Here is a 21,677-nt window from a genome sequence, read left to right as displayed (position 1 = left end):
CTCGTTTGGGCGGCTAACTAAAGTCTTGCGGGTCAATATCGAGTGACCACCGTGCTTTACGACCTTCAGGTAAGGTTTCAAACTGTGGTAAAAATTGATGCAAGACACGATGTAGCGCTTTGCGCTCGGTCGCATGGAGCAACAACTGAAAGCGGTAACGGCCGGCTCGGCGCGCCAAAATTGCCGGCATGGGTCCAATCACGGCGACGTCGGTTTGTTGTTGGAGTCGGTCGGCCATCGCCATTAACAAGGCTTCAGCAGCTACCGCGTCATCCGCTTCAGCACGCAATAACGCCATGGCGGCATAGGGCGGCAACATCGCCTGCGCGCGCTCTTCTAAAGCACTAAGAGCAAAGTTTTGGTACCCGTTGTTGATCAATTCTTGAATCAATGGGTGTTCAGGGTGGTGCGTTTGTAAAACGACCGTGCCCTTCTTGGCTGCTCTTCCGGCCCGACCGGCAACTTGAATATACAGTTGCGCCAGTCGTTCAGGCGCACGAAAGTCACTACTATACAAGGCGCCGTCGACATCAAGCAAAGCAACCAACGTGACCTCAGGAAAATGATGCCCTTTCGCCAGCATTTGCGTTCCCAACAAGATTTGATATTCACCGCGATTGACCGCGGTTAAATAGTCCTCTAACTGTCCCTTGCGACGTGTACTGTCGCGATCGATACGAATTGCTTTGTAGTCGGGAAATAGGTGCTGCATGGTTTCTTCAAGCTGCTCAGTACCTAGTCCGCGGGTAATTAATTGCGTACTGCCGCAACCGCCGCACTGCCGAGGAAGCCGTCGCTGTGCGCCACAATGATGGCACTGCAAGGTATGGGTTTGCTGATGCACCGTCATATTCGCATGACAGCGCTGGCATTCACTCACCCAACCACATTCATGACAGATCAAGGCACTGGCATAACCACGCCGGTTAAGAAACAACAACACTTGATTGCCGGCACTCAGGTGCTTCGTCATCAAGGCGATTAATGTTTCGCTCAGCCCTTGCTGTAAACGTTGTTGCTTCAGATCGACCAAGAGATTTTTCACCGGTTGACCTTGACCCGCTCGATTCGCCAGCTGCACCAGTTGATAGCGACCCGCCCTTACATTCGCTAAGGACTCTAGTGACGGCGTCGCGGAGCCTAAAACCACCGCGAAGTTTTCCAAGTGAGCACGTTTGATGGCTAAGTCGCGGGCGTTGTAGCGAAAACCATCTTGCTGCTTAAAGCTCGCATCATGCTCTTCATCAATAATAATCAAGCCGGGGTTCGCCAGCGGCGTAAAAATCGCCGAACGTGTACCCAACACGATCGCTGCATGGCCGTCCCGTGCTTGCAACCACCCGAGCAGGCGTTCATTGTCACTCAATCCGGAATGGAGCACGATTACGGGCACATCGAAGCGATTGCGAAAACGCTGCACGGTTTGTGGCGTTAAACCGATTTCGGGGACCATAACCAAAACTTGCTGACCACGCAGCAAGACCTTGTGCATGATCTGCAGATACACCTCCGTTTTGCCACTGCCGGTAACCCCTTCAACAAGCCAGGTTTGTGCGTTTTGCTCGGCTAAACCGGTATTGATGGCTGCAACTGCAACCGCTTGCTGCGGGTTGAGCTGATGCGGCTCTTCCGCTAAGGATGCTGTCCACGCCGCGAACTCTGGCATGACCTGGGTTTCACGAATCAGGCCTTTGTCTTTCAGTGCTTTCACTGCCGCGGGCCGCAAGTCCTCGGCCGCTAACGCACTCACCGCGAGTGGCTCGCGCTTCACCCGCGCCAGCAAACGTTGTTGCTGCGGTGCGCCTTTGAGTTCAGTAAGATCACAAATCTCACCAGCCGGCGTGAGCTCTAATTGCTTGGTTTGCTGATAAGCCGGCGCTTGGCCCTGACGCAGTGCGATGGGCGCTGCATGCGCCAAAACCTCACCGAGAGGGTGTTGGTAATAGGTCGCTGACCACAGCAACAATCGCCACAGCGAATCCGGCCACAGTGGCTGCGCGTCGGTGACTGCCGTGATCGCTTTCAGTTGCTCCGCGGAAACTTGCGTTGTGGTGCTGTGGCCGACGACATAACCGATCACTCGGCGATGGCCAAATGGCACTTTCACGCGTGCACCAATCGCGAGTTCTGCTTTCCTCACTGGTAAATAATCGAATACACGACGCATGGGTACCGGAACCGCAACTTGCACATAAGCTGCCGTGTTTTCGCTGTCGAGTCGTTGTTGCTGCGTTTGGTCGGCCGTGGTCACGCGATTCCCTCATACTTGAATGCAACCTATGCTAGCAAATCTCAGCGCAGAAGCTAGAAGCGATTGTCGCGACCCCAAAAAATGCGTTAAGCCCTGCGATCACGCTTGATCCCGCGCGACGACTGGGGTAGAATTCGCGACCTTAATTTTGTATTAAGCGCAGATTTTTTAAACAGCGCATGGTGTTCGTGGAGAGCACGGATGGCGATGCGGCCTTCAACTGAGGTAACCCCTAATGAAACAAGGTATTCATCCAGATTACAAAGCCGTAAAAGTTAGCTGCTCTTGCGGTAACGTGTTTGAAACTCGTTCAACCAAGTGTGAAGACTTTCACATTGACGTTTGTTCAGAGTGTCACCCGTTCTACACTGGTAAGCAGAAAGTACTCGACACCGGTGGACGCGTTGATCGCTTCAAACAGCGTTTCGGTTCGCTCAAGTCAAAATAAGCGCTGCTTAATTTTGATGATTATTAAAAAAGCGCCTAACGGCGCTTTTTTAATGCCTTTAGCATAAGTAAACACTTACTCCAAAATACCTTTTCGAGCCGCTAACCGGATCAACTCCGCGGTATTTTCGACCTCAAGTTTCTTTAAGATCTTGCCGCGATGATTTTCGGCGGTTTTATGCGACATATCGAGTAAGTTAGCGATATCTTTGGTCGTATGGCCGGCAATCACCAGAAAAAAGACTTCCCGCTCACGGCGGGTGAGTGTTGCCAAGACATTCGAATTGTCGCCTGGCTCACTGACGTTTTGTTCCAGTGAATCAAGCAGGGCGTCAGGAAAATACGTTTTGCCGCGATGAATGGCCCGTATCGCTTTCGCTAACTGATCGGTCGACGATTCTTTCAACAAGTAGCCCTTTGCGCCAGCGCGATACAACGCATGCATATACTCGATTTCGTCATGCATGGTGAGCACCAAAACATTGGTCTCTTTCCGTTGTTGCAGGACGCGATCGATAGCAACGAGGCCATTCATTTTCGGCATGGAGATATCCATCAACACCACATCGGGGTTCTGGCGAACCACGGCTTGCACCAGTGCAACACCGTCCTCACATTCTGACACCACTTCAAAATCATCTTGTTGCTTGAGCATTTGCACAATGCCTTGGCGCACAAGCGTGTGGTCATCGGCAACAACTAAACGTATTTTTTGTTCTGAAAAATTCATACGGGTACCAAGACACTGACGTGGCATCCGCCACCAGGTCGGCTTATAATTTCAAATTCTGCAGCGAACGCCGCAGCACGATCACGCATACTTGCTAAACCCATGCCCTGTTCAGTAGTGGCGTAATTAAAACCACAGCCGTCATCAATGACATCGAGACGCAGTGCCTTTCCAACTCGGCTAACATACACACTAATCAGGGATGGATTGCCGTGACGGACTGCATTGGTTAACGCCTCTTGAGCAATTCGAAAGACGAGAATTGCGGTCGCTGAGTCTGGTTGCTGCTCTAAATCGATTTCCACCGCGGTTTGAATCGGTGAACTTTCACACAAGGTCCGAACCAACCACTTCAATGCAGCAGCAAGTCCGAGGTCATCTAAAATTCTTGGGCGCATTAAACGCGACAATTGACGCACGTCAGCGAGTGCTTGTGTCGCTATGTTTAAGATATCAGAGTCGACTGCGCCAGCGTCTGTTGCAGCCTGTATCCGCCGCGTTAAAGCCGTTAACAGTTGGCCTAAGCCATCATGTAAATCTTGCGAAAGGCGGGCGCGCTCAGCCTCCTGCTGACTCCATAATCGTTGCGCGAGATCGCGCAGGGTGTCCTGCTCCTGGAGCAAGAGCTCCCGAAGCTCGAGTTGACTGCGTCGGAGTGCTCGAATCTCCTCCTCGATGGAGAGTTTCGTGTCGTTCATAAATTCGCCGATAAGCCTCACGTTGATCTGGGGTCATATGCTCGTACAGTTGCTCCTTCAACTCTTGCGCTCGCTGTTGCGCTGATTCGCCCTCTAAAATCGCATAATAAAGATGATTGCGCCAGTGTTCTGGATAATTCTGAACGAGACGACCTAATTGCTCACGCGCTGATAGCGAACCAAAATGTAGCGCTTTCAAATACTGAGACTGCATAAACTCCTTGTACATGACAGGCCTCACAAGCTCATCTACCCGCTGCCATTGCCAACTATCAGCGGGCAGGAATTGCAGTTCGAGTAGTGACAATAAAACCTTAAGTTCCGTTTGTACCGGCAGTAGTTGCTTGCGGAACCGAGACCAGAAAGCGGCAGTCTCAGACGAGCTAGTATTTTGTTCCGCAATACCAGCAGCCATTACTAGCCACTCAATTAAGGTTGTATGTTCTGAAGAAAGAACATCTCGAAACTGTTCGAGTTCATTAAGCTTCTCATGAATACAGCTAAACCGTGCAGTGTACAAACACATTTCTGCCTGCCAGATCCGCGTTTCAATTTGGCCACGCATATCACCTATATCATTAGATAGCCTTGCTGCCTCAGCATTATTCTCCATTGCTGTTGGAAAACTACCTAACAAAAAGTTTCTGCGACTTAATAGATATTGCGCCATGAGGTTTTCGGCCGGACGCTTCTGCTCAGAACGTTGCAATACTTCACTCAAGTTTGCAGTCGCTTGTGGGAGATCACCTCGGCTTAACGCTAAATGCGCAAGGTTTAGCTTGGTTCTCAAAATACCAGTCTCATCACCTGTACGATTAAATAGATTAAGCGCTTGATTCCAAAATACATCTGATTGACTAAAGTCCGCCATCAGAAAATGCATATAAGCCACATTACTTATTGTCTCTGCCTGTTGCATCGTCGACCCAGTCTGCAAATGCAAGTCGAGTGCATTACGATAGTGCACAAGAGCCTCCCGATACCGACCTTGCTCCTCCAATAAAACGCCCCACTCATTTTCTACTTGTGCGATTCCTGCAAGGTTTTCCTCTAGTTGAAAAATATCACGAGCCTCTGCAAGAGCGGACTCGGCCTCTTCATGGCGACCGAGGACACCAAATACGCTAGCCAAATTAGCCAATGAAACCGCTCGACCAGAAGGGTCCTGCTGGTGAGTTCTAATACGAAGTGCATCCTGTAAATATCGTATGGCATTTTCTGAATCTGCAAGCCGAATATAGGCCACTCCAAAAGCATTCAGCACCGTTCCTTGGCCAATCAAATCCTCTTGTTGACGATACCGAATTAGGGCCTGAGTTAATTCATTCTCTAAAGCTTGCTGAATTTCACCTTGAATGATTCTCAATCGGGCAAGTTCAAACCAACGCTGGCCTGAGCTTGGATCTATTGTTAATGCACGTTGATACTGCTCAATAGCAGTTTCGAAATCATCTTGCCAAAGCGCAAGTTCAGCACGACGATCCATTAATGTAGGACGTCCCGGAAATAGTTCTTGAAGCCGCTCGGTGACTAATATTGCGTTCTGAATATCGCCACTCAATTCCGCTTGTAGAGCTCGTCCCTCTAGGTACCAATAATCATCGTCTTGAGACAGAGTAAAAACACGCTCAAGTTGCACTCTTGCTTGTTCATACTGACCTGTATTGGCGGCTAGCCGAGCCCCAGCCAGCCACCCACCTGCAAAATCGGGCCACTCTTCTTGCAGAGAGATAACAACTGACTTTGCTTCAGCAGCTCGTCCCTGTCGCAAAGCCTGAAGAACGGGCTCGACCCGCTGTAACTCTTCTGCTCGAACAGTAGTTGTTCGTGTGGGCAACGCTAACTGAGTATTTAAGTGAGTAAATAATTGCTCTACCGTTTGACCGATATCAGCTGACCCAACTGCCCCTTGAAAAGCACCAAAGAGCCGGTTGCCCGGCATTTCCGCAAGGAGCATTTGCAGTCTGGCATTATCACTTTCACCAACATCGCTGCTCTGCAGTAAAACAAGAACATCTGCATTCAGCAATTGAGCAATGCGGAGTCGGTGTTCTTGCTGACGAAAAGGTCGTAAACCCAGGTTACGAACAAGAGTGTCAACTCGCTCCTGTTCGATAAGGTCAATTCCGTTTTGGGTAATTAGACTCAGCTGTAAGAGCTCGCTAACCCCAACAAGAAGTGAGTTGTCGGGCTCATAAACCACAGCTATTCTTGTGATCGACTGCTGTGGAATACCCTCTGGGTGGTCATAGACTTTGGGTGGTAATGTGAAGATAGAAACCAATGCTACGAGGAAAATGACAGCCGATATTATAATCCCAAGACTCATGGCTGGTTTCGCCATTAGTTCAATTTTGGCATGTTTCACCGTAATCCGTTGGTGAGCGAAAGGTTTACTCAATTTTCGCGCCAATCGCATACGGCGGAAATGCCAAATTTTATCGGCTAGACTCCAAGGTTTAAGTTTAGTCGCAGCAATCAACTCTGAAATCAAACAACCACTGCTATAGCTATCGGTAAGAGCATTCCGCTTTCCTAGCTGAGTCACTTCTGGCGCTTTGTATCCTTGACTCCCGGCAAAATCTTGCTCCGCTGGCTGACCAATTTGACCAATACCAAAATCTAGTAAAATTAAATTTCCACGCTCATCAATGAGAATATTCTCTGGTTTAACATCAGCATGTGTAATGTCAATTTCATGACATGCTTCAAGCGCTTGTAATAGTTGGCAACTCCACAAATCTACTTGGATTCGACTTAAACCTTCATGGATATATTCTGCTAAGCATCGGCCTTCTATAAGTCCCATAGTATAAAAGGCCCAATTACCATCTTGATAAAATTCAAACACACGGACGATATTAGGGTGATTTAATTCACGGGAGACCAAGACTTCTTGACGTAAACGCTGAACCTGTTCGAGGTCTAATGCATGTTGAGGAGCAATGAGCTTAACGGCTATTTCAGTTCCCAATACTTCATCACGGGCGCGATAGACATGAGCTTGTCCACCTGCCCCAAGAGGGGTCAAAATCCGAAAACGCCCAGCCAAAACGGTGCCTTCAGATAACCGCTTAGAAGTTAAAGCCGCTGTATTCTGACTGAGTGATAACTGCGGATCTTCCACGTTTGTGGCCACTAAAAATTCTCCGCTAAAGGCTGTTATTATTCTTTAACTAGGATACAGCCCTAACGCGGGTTTATGCAAAAATATCTAGAAATATTTCTTGTGACAATTGCCGCAGGGACTAACTTACTCGTAGTTTCTCAATTCGCGATTCAATGTCTTGTATTTGTAATGCCATACTGAGCTGTCGCGCAAACGCTCGAACAATGACTAGATCTGTATCCAGAAACGCTCGATGCTCTGCTTGGCTATCAGCATAAAGCACAGCTACGACTGTTTCGTCGACTACAATCGGAAAAACTAAAAGTGCTTGGATGTGATTCCTAATGATACTAGGCGCCTGAGCAATACCCGGACTCTGTTGAACAGCTGCTAAAACCAACGGTTGACTGGTTACTACTGCTTGTCGGATTGCCGTTCGACTGCCACTAAACGTAGCTTCATTGAGCCAAGCTGGGTAACCTGTACAATTTGATATCTCACCTTGATCGTCCAAAAATATCACCGCGGCACGATCACTGGACAAGATTGTCGACAAGGTATCACTTGCAGAACGAAGTAAATTAGTTAACGAAGTTTCTTGCAAAAACTGACCTGTCGCTGCGGTCAGATATCGCTGTCGCCACTGATGGAAACTACTTTCTGCTGTAATTTGTCGATGTTCCACTCGTTCCATCCGACATTGTACCGGCCCCAAAACCACATCAGCGTAAGGAGCGAGGGCGACTGTTTCTACGCGCTCTCCCGCTTGATAACAACCATTTTGGCTTTTGTGATCTTGCAGCTGCCAAACACCATTTCTTGCACTAAGACGAGCGTGGTAACGAGATACCGAAGGGTGATCCAACACGATATCACAATCATCCGCGCGACCGAGCAAGTATTCCTTACCTTCGAAGAGAACATGACTTTCGGCTGGTTTGTCTGCGTACCGCAGCTGCAAGCGCAGTGGCATAGTCTTATTTCCGCATTAATTCATTGAGTGTAAAGCGCAAGCTACGACCTTTACTGAGCGCCTCGCCTTGAATATTTGCTATGTCGTCACTTGAACGCCAAATGTTCGGTACTTGGTCGGCATTTGCGTTTTCTACACTACGTAGCATCGTATTCAAATTGGACAATGCTGCTTGGTGACGCCCGTTTACGACATGTTTTTCGACGTTACGTGCCAAAGCGACAACGTTACCTGCAAAACTAGACTCAAACTCATGGATGTGAGCATTTAAGAATGAAGCTAACTCGACTGCCTTCTCTCGAGAAACCTGGCGACTATCACGATTATCAACCAACAATATAAAGTCTGAGAAGGTGCCGGACGAACCGCGAGCACGCATGCTACCTGGCGCTATCAAATGGGTGATGTCCTCGAAGGTACCACCATCATGAGAGCGGAAAAGGCGGATGTTTTCATCGAAATCAATACTTGTCGTGTAAAACTCTATTTCTGCTTCACCTGAAAAAGCGAAACCTCGGTCTTGTTTCGGCTTAATTGAAAGCATAACAGGAAAGCTTTCGAGAACGCTGGTCTGGTATCGGTTAGGTAAGCGGCTCAGGACGGAATAGTCGTTCGCACTAATTGTCTGAACCGTAACATCAACGTTGCTTTTATTTAGACCTATTGCTTGGGCAAATGAAACAGCAAATTGCAAGTGATAACCTTCAACAGTTAGGTCCGCCGAAATGCGATTATCACTAAAACGAATTTCATCAGCTGCCCACGCCGGAGCAGCTACCGCTAAGGTGAGCGCAACTAAAGCTGGAGCGAGATACTTAAGCATCTTTTGTTCCTCATTCAGTAATTTCAGTTCCTTTGAACCATAGTTCAAATCAACCGGTTAAAACGGTATTCCGACAATCATGGCAACAGAACACGAAACTGGATATAGGGGTTTACCCCTAATTTATATAAAACAGCCGATTTTTCGCAAAAAATCGGCTGACGCATTAATTATTCATGTAGATTATGAAAAATCGTTATGAATCAGTTGCCTTTACAAGCTTGAACGTCCATGCAAACAGTTCATTTTCGGTACTAAAGTCACTGTAAGATTGTTCAGTTGCTGCCTTACCTGCGGCTTTGATGAGCTTCTTCACGCCCGCCTCAGTTTGCGCTGCAGCCAGCTGGTCTTCAAGTCGTAAGCGATGGCCTTGCAACATATCATAGGTCATATTGAGCCATTCTGCTGCACGGGCCGCTGTTTCTTCGTCTCGACCGGTATTAATCACATCAATCACACGACCAAATGCGTCATTTAACCACACTCGGTCTTCGTCGCTTTTAAACTCCTCACCAACCACATGCATAATCCACTCAACGGTTTTTGTGGCGGCAAGGAAAGGCTGTGTTTTCTGCCAGGTTGCGAAATCCATGTTCTGCATTTGCATTGCACCGAGTCGCAATAATAGGTCCGCTTGCATAAATAACGGGGTTTTATTCAAAATATGATTGAAGATTTCGACACCACGTCCTGAGTCTTTAATCAAATCCGATTTTTTATGGTGAACCATGGCGACAAGCTTGCCACCTGGCTTGAGCACACGTAATGCTTCTTTGACCGCTGCTGGACCATCCGCATATTCCAAAGCAAACTGACTGATCACACAGTCCACAGACTGATCCGCAAACGGCAAGATCGCCATGTCGACACCACCGTGAAATTCAATCGCCTGCAACTTTGCTGCGACGTCAGGTTTCGACTCAAGGGCTTTAACCGGATCGATTTCCGCGGCATCGACACCATGTACTTGCCACTTTTTATTGTTCGCTTTGCCATACTCACTGGCCAACATCGCTAACGCACCATTACCAGTACCGACATCAACAATTACCGCGTCATCAGCTAAGTCCGCGAGTTCTGTTTGCCAGAATTTTTCAACGTCACCGTGGTATCCCGATGCCGATGTTCCTTCTGCAAAACTATTTACCGCTTTCGATATTTTCCAGTACTGACTCCAATGGTTCATAAATTACTTCTTCTCTTCTTGTCGTTATAGTTCAATGAATGAGCGTATTCGCTGCCGTAGTCACACGCTTGCCGCTCACTTTACACATGCTTCACCTTACCGCTGAAGTGCCTAGCTCGCAAGCGTCAAAGGCGGTTCAAAGGTAAGATTTGTTTATTCTATTAAAGGCGTTACACTCAAGTCGAATTGATAATTTTGCAATTTTCTGCATCTTGCCAAATGGATACCACAGCAATATGACCGATTTTCGCCAGCAAGCACTTGATTACCATGCGTTGCCAACACCGGGAAAAATTAGTGTTGAGTTAACAAAGCCCGCCAACAGTGCCAAAGATCTCGCGCTCGCCTACAGTCCGGGTGTTGCTGAGCCGGTGCGCGAAATTGCAGAAAATCCTGACGATGTTTATCGTTATACGGCAAAGGGTAATCTTGTTGCTGTCATCAGTAATGGCACCGCGATTCTAGGTTTGGGTAATTTAGGCCCGGCAGCATCAAAGCCGGTCATGGAAGGCAAAGCGTTGCTATTTAAGCGCTTCGCTGGACTCGACGCGATTGATATTGAAGTGACCCATCGCACCACACAAGATTTTATCAATACCGTCGCCAACATCGCGGGCACCTTTGGCGGAATTAATCTTGAGGATATTAAAGCGCCGGAATGTTTCGAAATTGAACAAGCCTTAATCGAGCGTTGTGATATTCCAGTTTTTCATGATGACCAACATGGTACCGCCATTGTCACCGCGGCCGGTTTACTGAATGCTCTGGAAATTCAAGGCAAAGACATCAGTAAGGTGCAAATTGTTTGTATGGGCGCAGGGGCGGCCGCGATTGCTTGTATGGAGCTGCTCATTAAATGTGGCGCCTTGCGTGAGCACATTTACATGCTCGACTCGAAAGGTGTCATTCACACTCGCCGGAGCGACCTGAATGAATACAAACAGTTGTTTGCCAACAATACCGACAAGCGTTCGCTCCAAGACGTCATTACCGAAGCGGATGTATTTGTCGGGGTCTCTGGACCTAATTTATTAGCTGCCGAAGACCTTGCATTGATGGCAGCGAAACCTATTGTGTTCGCTTGTTCGAATCCAGATCCTGAAATTCGCCCGGACATTGCCCTAGCCACTCGTAACGACCTGATTATGGCGACGGGCCGTTCAGACTATCCGAATCAAGTGAATAACGTGCTCTGTTTCCCGTTTATTTTCCGGGGCGCACTCGATGTCCGCGCAAGTGCCATTAACGACGACATGAAGTTAGCTGCTGTGCAAGCAATTCGCCAGCTCGCGAAGGAACCTGTGCCTGAATCCGTGCTCCAAGCTGCAGGGGTCGATGCATTGGCATTTGGAACGGAGTACATCATTCCGAAACCCATGGATCCACGTTTATGTGGCCGCGTTGCTCGTGCCGTCGCTGATGCTGCAGTTGCATCCGGAGTTGCACGTATTGAGCCGCCGGCCAACTATATGGCCGACCGGCAATAACCGCAGGCCTTTGAGGAGGATTAACGTATGCTGAAAACATTCGTTTATACATTAGTACTCGCTGCAAGTTTGACAATAAGTGGGTGCGCCAGCTCGCCCGATGCAGAACCGCGACCGGAAATCACGCTGAATCCTGTGCTCTTGCAAGCGTTTCGCGATGATCCTGGGATTGCCCAGTTTCGTCATTCCGGGCCCATCGATGTCGTTTGGTACGACGAAGCAGTGGCCAAAGCTCACCGCGAATACGCAGCCGCAGGTCGCGGCGCTGAATTACCAGAGCTACTTGTCGAAGCCGAGCGGCAACTGCGCCGGGCAGTCAATTATCCACTGCGCTTTGGCACATCGGGTAATCGTTTATGGATTGAACCGCGTGGCGCTGATGTCGATCATCGTTTAGTCGCGCGGGCGTTGGCAGGAAGCGGTATGTTCACCCAAGTTCAAGCGGGACACTTACTTTACCATTAAGCGATAGTGCTATTTTTTTATTGATAATAAAAAGGAGGCTGTGCCTCCTTTTCTATTTTGCTGAATGAAACGCTTCCGGATCTTCGATTAAGTCTTCTTCGTTATATTCAATCCCGTTGGCATCAAGATAGTCACGCACAGCAGCAGGAATTTTATGCGGGTTTTCTTTGCGCAAGTCATCGTCATTCGGCAACGGCTGGCCGGTGAACGCATGCAGAAACGCCTCGCAAAGCAATTCACTATTGGTCGCGTGACGGAGGTTTAATACCTGCCGGCGTGTCCGTTCATCGGTTAACACCTTCAGCACATTCACCGGAATCGATACGGTGATTTTTTTTACCTGTGTGCTCTTCTTGCCGTGCTCAGCATATGGATAAATGTATTTGCCATCCCAATCCATTTGAAAACCTCCGGTAAATCTGACGCGGGCTTGCGAATTTTCAGTTATTATAAATTTGTATTATTGATTATGCCCTTTTTTAATCTATTTAGCCATCTAAACTTCTATTTGCCTTAAAGTTTCGCTATGATGCGATCAATTCACCTATCAATTCGAGGCTAGCAGGCAGTCAGCATGAGCAAAAACACACTCCCGTCTCCAGAACGCATTCAAGCAATTGCCGATGAAATTCATCTGCACAAATTTGGTGGCAGTAGCCTCGCCGACGCCTATTGTTACCGGCGGGTTGCGCGGATTGTCACTGAACACGCGGGCGTGAGTGATTTAGTCGTCGTTTCTGCCGCGGGTGACACCACCAACCGGATTATCGCCATTGCCGAAGCTCGCGAGTCGCAACCAGAGTATGCGGGCACTTTATTCGCCTCGCTAAAACGGTATCAGCAAGGTTTAATCGAAGAACTCTTGTCAGGGCGCTTACTTGAGCAAGTTCTCAGCCAATCGGAGCAGGATTTTGAACGCTGGCAGCGCTGGCTTATCGGCGACGAAGTCATTGAACGTGCAGAGCTTTGCGCCTACGGCGAGTTATGGTCGGCGCGTCTACTCGCAGCCTTGTTGCAAAAACAAGGCACGCGGGCAGACTACATTGATGCACGTACTTTTCTCTCCGCCGATGATGCCGCTGAGCCAGTCATTGCCGTGAGCCCATCACGTGAACGTTTACTCACTCGCCTTGGCCCTTATCCAGGCACACGATTTATCGTGACAGGCTTCATTTGTGCAGAGAATAAAACCGGCCGCACCTTATTACTCGGTCGCAATGGTTCCGATTACTCAGCGACTTTGATCGGTAGCTTAATCGATAGCCGCCAAGTTACGATTTGGAAAGATGTTGCCGGTGTCTATTCAGCGGATCCGCGTAAAGTTGAGCGTGTGGTCAGTTTACCCACTTTAGACTGGAGCGAAGCCGAGGAACTGGCGCGTTTAGGTAGCCCGGTCTTGCACCCACGGACATTCCAGCCCGTCAATCGGGAACGGATGATCATCAGTGTCCGCTCCAGTTTAAAAGTCGAGAATCAGCAAACCAGAATTGGGCAATATGACTACACGGAGGCCCAAGGCAAAGTCCTGACCTCGCTGTCAGATGTGGCCTTATTTAGTATTGCTGTGAAACACACGGATGTGATTGAGCGCTTTGAAGGCACGCAACTGGAACCGTTAGTCAGCTGGATCGAAGAAGATACCGGTGAGAAATACTATGCGTTCCATCAAAACCACCTCGACTTCGTTCGTGGTTGGTTGGCGAAGCAGGACGCAGAGCATGCTGTGCATGAAGTTAGCGGCTATAGTATGGTCGCTCTCGTGGGCGCTCGGATTCAAGAAAGTAAACAATTTGCGGTATTACGTCGTGAAGTCGGTGAGCAGCAACTACGCCGTTTTCTTGTCTCTGGCAATAAAACTTCGGCTGTCGCCATTTTGGGGCAAAAGCTCGACAATGGCTTACTCAGTCGTTTGCATAGCCAATTATTCAACTTCCGCCGCAGTGTCGGAATTTTAGTGCTTGGTCGTGGGAACATAGGTAGTGAATGGATCGAATTGTTCCGTCAACAACGCGAACGATTAACGGAGAATGTTGATGTGCGCATTCTCGGCATCGCCAACTCATCGCGCCTTTGGCTTGATTATAGTGGTGCAGATTTGCAAGATTGGTCGGAAAATTTCTCACGTTTGGCGCGACCGTATGTATTGACCGAGCTGCTCCGCGAGTTACCGAATGCCCCCGTCGATGAGCTGATTCTACTTGATCTCAGCGACTCGGCAGCGATTGCACGCCTGTATCCAAGTTTTTTTGCGACGGGTATGCACATTATTAGTGCCAACAAACGCGCAGGTTCCGCCGAAGAGTCCCTGTATCGAGAAATTCGCACCATTCAACATGAATGTAAACGCGAATGGTTATACAACACCACGGTCGGCGCTGGGTTGCCATTAAACTATGCCATCAACGATTTGATGCGTTCCGGTGATCGGATTCGCAGTATCTCTGGTATTTTCTCAGGCACCATGAGCTGGTTGTTTGAGAACTTTGATGGTGAAGTAAAATTCAGTGACCTCGTCCGCCAAGCAAGAGCCGAAGGCTTCACTGAGCCGGATCCTCGCGAAGATTTATCCTGCCATGATATTGTGCGCAAGCTACTCATTGTTGCTCGTGACATCGGAGCCACGCTTGATTGGGATGACGTAGAAATTCACGGCTTAGTCCCGGAAAATTTGCGCGATGTTTCGCTTGATGAGTTTATGAGCCGGCTGCACGAACTCGACCAACCGATGCAAAAACTCTGGTTCGAAGCCCAACAAGATCGCAAAGTACCGCGGCTCATGGCCAGCTTCTCCGTCGAAGAGGGGCGCAGTCATGCGCGTGTCGGCATCGAGTACATCTCGGTCGAGGACATGCTGACCAACCTGATACCGGGTGAAAATATTTTTGTGATTTACAGTGACTGGTACAAAGATATGCCACTGGTGATAAGTGGTCCGGGTGCAGGCCGCAAGGTCACAGCTGGCGGCGTGCAATCTGATCTCCATCAGCTGCTCGCACGACTGGCGATTCAGCCTGCAATCTAGCGAAAAGGGAGTCACCATGGTGACTCCCTTTTTAATTTAACGGAACAGTCCTTCTTCATCTTCAAACAGCTGCCGCCCACGGCCATTCTGTTCGGCGAAATCTGTCGGCTGGGTGCCGCGAATAAAATATTCGAACATACTCGTGTGGTCAGTGCGATTAGTTAAGCGTCCACTCGGTTGGTCGATTCGTACGGACACCATGTTCGTGGGTAATTCAAACGGTTCCGACTCACTATATTGCAAAGCCGTTTCCATATATAAGATCCAACCAGGTAATGCCGTCGTGCCACCCGCTTCCGAGCCCACAATGGGCTGCCGCTGACGACCTAAATTCGCATTCAAACTTGAACGGCCTAGCGCAAATTCAAGGTTATCAAAACCGACCCAAGTCACCGCAACAATGCCCGACGTGTAGCCTGCAAACCAAGCATCACGAACGTCATTGGTGGTACCGGTTTTACCCGCTAAATTTCGATTGCGCAAGCTCTGTGCGCGCCAGCCAGTACCATTCCAACCCGTATTATGCGCCCAACTGCCACCACCCCAAACTGCCGACTGCAGTCCTTCGGTGACCAAAAATGCAACCTGCTCAGAAATTACTTGCGGTGCCTGCCGGAAGGGACGCGATGGCGCCGCGCCTTCACCATGTTCTTGTTGATAGCTTTCGTACATACAACTCGCGCAGGCGTATCGCGGCTCAGCCTGAAAAACGATATTGCCATCGGCATCCTCAATCCGCTCGATAAAGAACGGATCGATCAGATGGCCACCATTGGCAAAGACCGCATAGCCACGTGCAATTTCCATCGGTGTAAATGACGCTGAGCCTAACGACAAGGATTCATTGCGCGGGATCTCGTCATTCATAAAACCAAAGTTAGCCATATAATCGGCGGTTTCATTGACGCCAAGTTCGCGAATTAGACGCACCGACACCACGTTCTTCGAGCGAGCCAAAGCTTCGCGCAAGCGAATGGGTCCGTCGTACACTTCTGGTGAATTTCGTGGCCGCCAAGCCGAGCCGGCAGATGGATTCCATTGGGTAATGGGCGCATCATTCACTAACGACGCTAAAGTAAAATTACGCTCTAGTGCATAGGCAAAAATAAACGGTTTGATCGTTGAGCCGACTTGCCGCTTGGCCTGTGTGGCGCGGTTATACTGATTTAAGTTGAAGCTGTAACCGCCGACCACTGACTCAATTGCACCATTTTGTGGGTTCAATCCCACCACAGCAGAACCCGGACCAGGAATTTGTGCGAGCCGCCATTGGTTGTCAACCGGACGCAAAAGAATATGGTCGCCAATTTGCAAAATTTCGCCGGCCGTTTGTGGCGCGCGGCCTTGGCGTTCAGCATCAATATAGCGTCGTGCCCAATCGAGTTGCTCCCAGGGCAATGTTTGTGCTTCCCCAGTGCGGGTCATAACCTCAACGGATTGCTCATGAACGGCCAGCACAACCGCAGGCTGTAACTGAGCAATGCGTGGTTGACGGTTTAAGTAGGCAATCACGTCCGCTTGCGACCATGCTTGACCTTGATAACGGCGAATCAATTCTGCCGTTGCTTCGTCAGCCGGATGCTGAGCACCGAAGGTTTCAGTAGCGCTTAAGCGCTGTACATCAATCCCCCATAAGCGACGTTCCGGCCCACGATAGCCATGGCGCTCATCATAGGCATGAAGATTTTCACGCAGCGCCCGTTGGGCGGCAAGCTGCTGTTCAGAATGCACCGTGGTAAAAACTTTATAACCACCGTTGTAGGCCTCGTCGACACCGAAGCGTTCAACCATACTCAGACGCACCATCTCCGCAAGATAGGGCGCACTGACTTCAATTTCAGCGGTATGATAGCGGGCAGTTACCGGCGCGTTAAACGCTGCGTCGTACTCGGCGCGATTGATATAGCCCTCGTCGAGCATGCGACCCAAAACAATACGCCGACGCTGCACCGAGGCTTGCGGATTGCTAATCGGGTTCAAAATTGAAGGGCCTTGGGGCAAACCCGCAATCGTGGCTATTTCGGCAAGGGTCAATTCGTGGATGTCGCGACCATAATAGACCTGCGCGGCGGCGCCAACACCAAAGGCTCGATGACCTAATTCAAGTTTATTTAGGTACAGCTCGAGAATTTCGTCTTTGCTTAATAGTTCCTCGATATGCAGCGCAATGAAAGCCTCTTTAATCTTCCGCATCCACGCGCGCTCGCGCGTTAAAAAGAAGTTACGCGCCAACTGCATAGTAATAGTACTCGCGCCTTCGCGGATTTCACCGGTCGTCACCAAGACACGGAATGCGCGCGCCACACCAATCGGGTCAATCCCTCGATGGCTGTAAAAACGCGAATCTTCCGTCGCCAAAATGGCATCGATCATGGGTTGAGGAACTTCGTCGAGCTTTAACGGGATCCGCCGCTGTTCACCAAACTGTGAAATCAACTTACCGTCGGCGCTATACACCTGCATCGGTGTTTGAAAGCGGACATCGCGTAATGTCTCAACACTGGGTAATTCATCTTTCACATACCAGTAAAGACCTGCGACGGCACCTGCACCGAGAAGGGTAAGAATCACGAGGGAAATGACAGCGTACTTTAGAAATCGAATCACAAATTGGCCATTTACTTACAAAAAGACGACGGATTATAAAGGTATTATGCGCTAAATTTAACCGGATGTAGAACTCTCTGCGAAAAGTTAATGCAAAGCCACAAGGATGTGAAGGGATGAAGGTATTTCAGCGAGTTTTTGAGCATAGACAATCTCGACAGCGTTCAAGAACGGGAGAAAACACGAATAAATGGGCTTTTGGTTACGCCAGCAACGCTGCTGGGGGGATCCTAGTCGCTCTGCAAAATTACCAAAGTGAATGGCTGTGCACGCACTTTTGGCAATATGCAGAGACGATAGGAACTCAACTCTCACACACCTTTACGACTGCGACCGCAGCGCGAAGTTCATTACCCGCGATAAAAAAATTTCAAGATAAGGTAGTTTTCGGTCAGTTTTTACCGACGCTGCAGCAATCGGTCTTGCTTCCGGAGCGAATTTCCCCCGATGAAGTTATTTATATCGTCAATCAGCAACTTCAACGTCAAGGTATTGCAAACCCACATTGGAGTCTTGTCCGTGGTGCCTCGGGAGAGAGCTTCATTCACGTGGTCGATCCGCAGCATCGTGATACTGCCGACCGTCGGGTTGAGTCAGTGTTAGGCGGAATTCCACCATTACTTTTTCAGTCGTCATCCACGCTCATGACTGGCAATTTCGAGCAATCATTACGTCTGCCCATCGTAAACGCCATACAGGCTGATGAATTACAAATTACGATAGCAAACCTGCAGCAACCTCAACGTTTGGAGGTCGAACTGGCAATTTGTGCCGCTGTTCTCGCTGCAAATCCGCGGCTGGTGATTCATGCCACTGATTAACTTGACCCAATCCTATAGTGCACAGTGGCAGGCGACGAAACAGCGTGTGCGACGCGAAGCTCTGGTCGTTGGTGTCGTCATGGTTGTAATTGCTTCGATTGTCTTTTTCATGCGCCATCGCTCTCAGCTCCACGTGACGCCGTCTCTTCACCAGCTCGACCAACAAGAGTTCGTCGTAATCGCTACGCCTGAGCATCAACAACCACCATTGGCTGAGTGGATTCACCAGATAGCCGATGAACCCGAACTTGCTCGGACTTTATCGCAATTCAAATTCCAAGATGCGCAACTTAAACTCACTTTTTCTGCCAGCACGAATCAGCTGGTGTCACTTCTCAATGGTTTTAACATCAAGTCTTGGCAAGCTTCCGGCTATGAGTTTGAATTAAACGCCGCCGGTGAACCGCTCAGTCGCATGGTTTTTCAGTGGCAGCCCGACGATGCGAATTAATCCTTCGGTTTTCTATCAATGCACAGCTCCGCAACGTTTCATTGCTTATCTGCTCGTACTGCTTAGCTTGCTGGTTGTCGTCAGCGTCTCAGCGGGTGGCCATTCGCGAAAACAAGTGGCCACTGTCGCGCCTGTCGCTGTGCAACCCCGTTTGCCGGGGCAAACAATTTCGACGTTGCCATCGAGCTTACTAGCCTCGGGCTCGCAGCACCAAGTGATTCGTCTGCGCAGCTATGGTGAACGGGCTGACATCGAACTTTCAGGAACCTTACAAGCACTTTCACTTTGGCTCCAAGTCGCTTTACTTTCGCAGTGGCGAGTCGAGAATGTGGTCATGCGGCGCGACGACACCAGCCTGTTCCATCTAGCCCTGCAACTTGAATACTCGTCTTCTCATACGGAAAGCATCGCCATCGTGAGTGCCGCCGAACGTTTGCTTAATTTGGCTCCCGCCACACCGACAGAGTTGTCAAAAACCGAGAGTGAAACCACTATTACATTGCACGATCGTTGCGATAACCCACCTGAGTTGCAACTTTCGGCTTATCTCAAGTGGATCACCTCAGAGGTCGAGCCATTCGATTTACCCAGCACAGTTGCCACCTTGAAAGGCGAGACTTTTTATCGGGTCAAGGATCCTATTATCGAGCCAACAGCAGAGCTTATTTTGAATTCAAGCAAGTCGGCTGATCACAACGCTCGTAGCAATAAAAAAACACTCTTCAGTCGTGAGGATGACGACTGCCAGTATGAAATCGCCTTCCCTTCGTCGCTGCAACAAGCACAGCTATCTTGGCTTGACGATTACGGACCAGAGCCACACCGGTTGCCATAGCGCAGACAAATTGCGATAATCGCGTGTCTTTTTTCGGGGCACAGGGGTGGATCTGCACTCATTTAACGCATTTTATTCAAGTATTCTAAGAAGTGACGTACATAAGCTATGGCTGAGAAGCGTAACATTTTCCTAATTGGTCCCATGGGCGCTGGCAAAAGCACCATCGGTCGACAACTCGCAAAATCCCTCCATTTGGAGTTTTTTGACTCTGATCATGAAATCGAACGCCGCACTGGTGCTGATATTGCTTGGGTGTTTGAACTTGAAGGTGAAGAGGGTTTCCGTGATCGTGAAGAAAAAATGATCAGCGAACTCACTGAGAATACAGGTATCGTTTTGGCGACCGGCGGTGGCTCAATTTTGAGCAAAGAAAACCGTAACCGTCTGTCCGCACGAGGGGTCGTGGTTTACCTGAAAACGAATATTGAAAAACAAGTGGCCCGCACCCAACGCGACAAGCGTCGCCCATTGATTGCCGAAGCGGATGATCCAAGAGCTGTGCTCGAAGCGTTAGCAGAAATCCGTGATCCTCTGTACGAAGAAATTGCAGATATCATCATTGAAACAGACGAACAAAGCGCAAAATTAGTCGCAAATCAGATCATCGAGCAACTCGGAGAATAATCATGGCTGTCGGCGAGCAGGAACTACATGTGGAAATCGGTCAGCGCCGCTATCCGATTCACATTGGCTCGCAGAACCTGAACACGCTCGGAGAAGTCTTAACGCAGACGTTTTCAGCGTCGCCGCGCAAGGTGTTTATCCTCAGTAACCCAACCGTTGCTGACCTCTATCTCAGCACAGCGCAAGCGAGTATTCGTGCTGCCGGCTTCGAACATTCGGATGCGCATGTGTTTCTCATGCCTGACGGTGAAGTCTACAAGTCGCTCGATACATTCCGTGACATTATGGACTGCCTCGTTGCGCAACGTTTAAGTCGCGACAGCATCATTGTTGCCCTCGGTGGTGGCGTTGTCGGTGATATGGCCGGTTTTGTGGCCGCAACCTGGCAACGCGGCGTTGATTTTGTGCAAGTACCTACCACGCTACTGGCCCAAGTTGACTCTTCCGTTGGCGGCAAAACTGCGGTCAATCACCCCGGCGGTAAAAACCTCATCGGGGCATTTCACCAGCCTAGTGCTGTATTGATCGACATTGCCACCCTGAACTCCCTGCCACCACGCGAATTTCTCGCTGGGTTTGCCGAAGTCATTAAGTACGGCATCATGGCCGATGCTGACTTTTTCACGTGGCTCGAGACAAATCTCTCTAAGATCCTCGAGCGCGACGCGAACGCATTAATGACCGCGGTCAAACGCAGCTGTGAGATTAAAGCAGCGGTCGTTGCTGAAGATGAAACCGAGCAGGGTGTGCGCGCATTATTGAACTTAGGCCACACATTTGGCCATGCCATCGAATCACATACACAGTATACCCGTTGGCTACACGGAGAAGCCGTCGCGGCAGGCATGCTGATGGCAACAAAGCTCGCTGAGCACTGCGGGTATGTATCGCCAGCCGATGCCCATCGCATCGAACAATTGCTGATCGCCAGTGGCTATCAGTTGCAACCACCGCAGGATATGACACCTGATATTTGGTGGTCGTTAATGGCGCGCGATAAAAAGGTGAAAGCTGGTAAAATTCGTTTTATTCTACCCACAGCCATTGGTTCGGCGGCCATTTTTGACCAGATAAGCGCTGACCAGTTAAATGCTATTCTGGCGTAAAGAGGCTACTCCGCGCCCACACGTCGACTAATTCGATCA

At 49.4% G+C, this 21,677-nt stretch carries 18 protein-coding genes; 9 read left to right on the top strand and 9 right to left on the bottom strand.

Annotated features, from left to right (window positions below; genetic code table 11):
* Positions 1–13: 13 nt before the first annotated feature.
* A complete protein-coding gene (gene priA, locus LAT77_RS02095; RefSeq protein ID WP_290562890.1) occupies positions 14–2,251 on the bottom strand; it encodes a primosomal protein N' in 2,238 nt (745 codons plus the stop codon).
* A 235-nt stretch (positions 2,252–2,486) separates the two neighbouring features.
* Between priA and rpmE the strand changes: the two genes are divergently transcribed.
* Entirely contained in the window at positions 2,487–2,699 is a 213-nt protein-coding gene (gene rpmE, locus LAT77_RS02090; protein ID WP_126793585.1) for a 50S ribosomal protein L31, read from the top strand.
* Positions 2,700–2,774: 75 nt separating this feature from the next.
* Here the strand turns inward: rpmE and LAT77_RS02085 are convergent, their stop codons facing one another.
* From LAT77_RS02085 to LAT77_RS02060, 6 genes are all read right to left on the bottom strand, one after another.
* Positions 2,775–3,428: a response regulator transcription factor gene (locus LAT77_RS02085; protein ID WP_290562889.1), complete on the bottom strand. Its 654-nt coding sequence runs from the start codon at positions 3,426–3,428 to the stop codon at positions 2,775–2,777.
* Positions 3,425–4,051 (bottom strand): sensor histidine kinase, encoded by a 627-nt coding sequence (locus tag LAT77_RS02080; protein WP_290562888.1) that lies wholly within the window; start codon positions 4,049–4,051, stop codon positions 3,425–3,427. Before LAT77_RS02080 ends, LAT77_RS02085 begins: the two co-directional genes overlap by 4 nt.
* Positions 3,987–7,265: a serine/threonine-protein kinase gene (locus LAT77_RS02075; RefSeq protein ID WP_290562887.1), complete on the bottom strand. Its 3,279-nt coding sequence runs from the start codon at positions 7,263–7,265 to the stop codon at positions 3,987–3,989. Before LAT77_RS02075 ends, LAT77_RS02080 begins: the two co-directional genes overlap by 65 nt.
* Positions 7,266–7,374: 109 nt before the next feature.
* Entirely contained in the window at positions 7,375–8,208 is an 834-nt protein-coding gene (locus LAT77_RS02070) for an FHA domain-containing protein (protein ID WP_290562886.1), read from the bottom strand.
* A gap of 4 nt (positions 8,209–8,212) precedes the next feature.
* On the bottom strand, positions 8,213–9,031 hold the full coding sequence (locus tag LAT77_RS02065; protein ID WP_290562885.1) for a DUF6689 family protein: 819 nt from the start codon (positions 9,029–9,031) through the stop codon (positions 8,213–8,215).
* A gap of 196 nt (positions 9,032–9,227) precedes the next feature.
* Positions 9,228–10,217, bottom strand: coding sequence for a class I SAM-dependent methyltransferase (locus tag LAT77_RS02060; protein ID WP_290562884.1), 990 nt, complete (start codon positions 10,215–10,217; stop codon positions 9,228–9,230).
* Positions 10,218–10,453: 236 nt separating this feature from the next.
* Between LAT77_RS02060 and LAT77_RS02055 the strand changes: the two genes are divergently transcribed.
* Positions 10,454–11,704 (top strand): malic enzyme-like NAD(P)-binding protein, encoded by a 1,251-nt coding sequence (locus LAT77_RS02055; RefSeq protein ID WP_290562883.1) that lies wholly within the window; start codon positions 10,454–10,456, stop codon positions 11,702–11,704.
* Between the two features lie 27 nt (positions 11,705–11,731).
* Positions 11,732–12,169: a hypothetical protein gene (locus tag LAT77_RS02050; RefSeq protein ID WP_290562882.1), complete on the top strand. Its 438-nt coding sequence runs from the start codon at positions 11,732–11,734 to the stop codon at positions 12,167–12,169.
* A gap of 52 nt (positions 12,170–12,221) precedes the next feature.
* Here LAT77_RS02050 and metJ read toward each other — a convergent pair whose 3' ends face one another.
* Entirely contained in the window at positions 12,222–12,569 is a 348-nt protein-coding gene (gene metJ, locus LAT77_RS02045; protein ID WP_290562881.1) for a met regulon transcriptional regulator MetJ, read from the bottom strand.
* A 174-nt stretch (positions 12,570–12,743) separates the two neighbouring features.
* Between metJ and metL the strand changes: the two genes are divergently transcribed.
* Positions 12,744–15,191 carry a bifunctional aspartate kinase/homoserine dehydrogenase II gene (gene metL / locus LAT77_RS02040; protein WP_290562880.1) on the top strand — a complete coding sequence of 816 codons (2,448 nt, stop codon included), beginning with the start codon at positions 12,744–12,746 and terminating at the stop codon, positions 15,189–15,191.
* 36 nt (positions 15,192–15,227) lie between these two features.
* Here the strand turns inward: metL and LAT77_RS02035 are convergent, their stop codons facing one another.
* Entirely contained in the window at positions 15,228–17,798 is a 2,571-nt protein-coding gene (locus tag LAT77_RS02035; protein ID WP_290562879.1) for a penicillin-binding protein 1A, read from the bottom strand.
* 116 nt (positions 17,799–17,914) lie between these two features.
* Between LAT77_RS02035 and LAT77_RS02030 the strand changes: the two genes are divergently transcribed.
* From LAT77_RS02030 to aroB, 5 genes are all read left to right on the top strand, one after another.
* Complete coding sequence (locus LAT77_RS02030; protein ID WP_290562878.1) at positions 17,915–18,619, top strand: hypothetical protein; 705 nt, start codon at positions 17,915–17,917, stop codon at positions 18,617–18,619.
* Positions 18,606–19,070, top strand: coding sequence for a hypothetical protein (locus LAT77_RS02025; protein ID WP_290562877.1), 465 nt, complete (start codon positions 18,606–18,608; stop codon positions 19,068–19,070). The genes LAT77_RS02030 and LAT77_RS02025 overlap by 14 nt, the downstream gene beginning before the upstream one ends.
* On the top strand, positions 19,060–19,905 hold the full coding sequence (locus LAT77_RS02020; protein ID WP_290562876.1) for a hypothetical protein: 846 nt from the start codon (positions 19,060–19,062) through the stop codon (positions 19,903–19,905). Before LAT77_RS02025 ends, LAT77_RS02020 begins: the two co-directional genes overlap by 11 nt.
* A gap of 108 nt (positions 19,906–20,013) precedes the next feature.
* Positions 20,014–20,532 (top strand): shikimate kinase AroK, encoded by a 519-nt coding sequence (gene aroK / locus LAT77_RS02015; protein ID WP_290562875.1) that lies wholly within the window; start codon positions 20,014–20,016, stop codon positions 20,530–20,532.
* Between the two features lie 2 nt (positions 20,533–20,534).
* Complete coding sequence (gene aroB / locus LAT77_RS02010; RefSeq protein WP_290562874.1) at positions 20,535–21,638, top strand: 3-dehydroquinate synthase; 1,104 nt, start codon at positions 20,535–20,537, stop codon at positions 21,636–21,638.
* Positions 21,639–21,677: the final 39 nt, after the last annotated feature.

The organism is Aliidiomarina sp., assembly GCF_022565475.1.
In the GTDB taxonomy this organism is placed as follows: domain Bacteria; phylum Pseudomonadota; class Gammaproteobacteria; order Enterobacterales; family Alteromonadaceae; genus Aliidiomarina.
The sequence above is the reverse complement of the archived record's forward strand: the minus strand, read 5'-3'. Positions and strand labels throughout refer to the sequence as shown.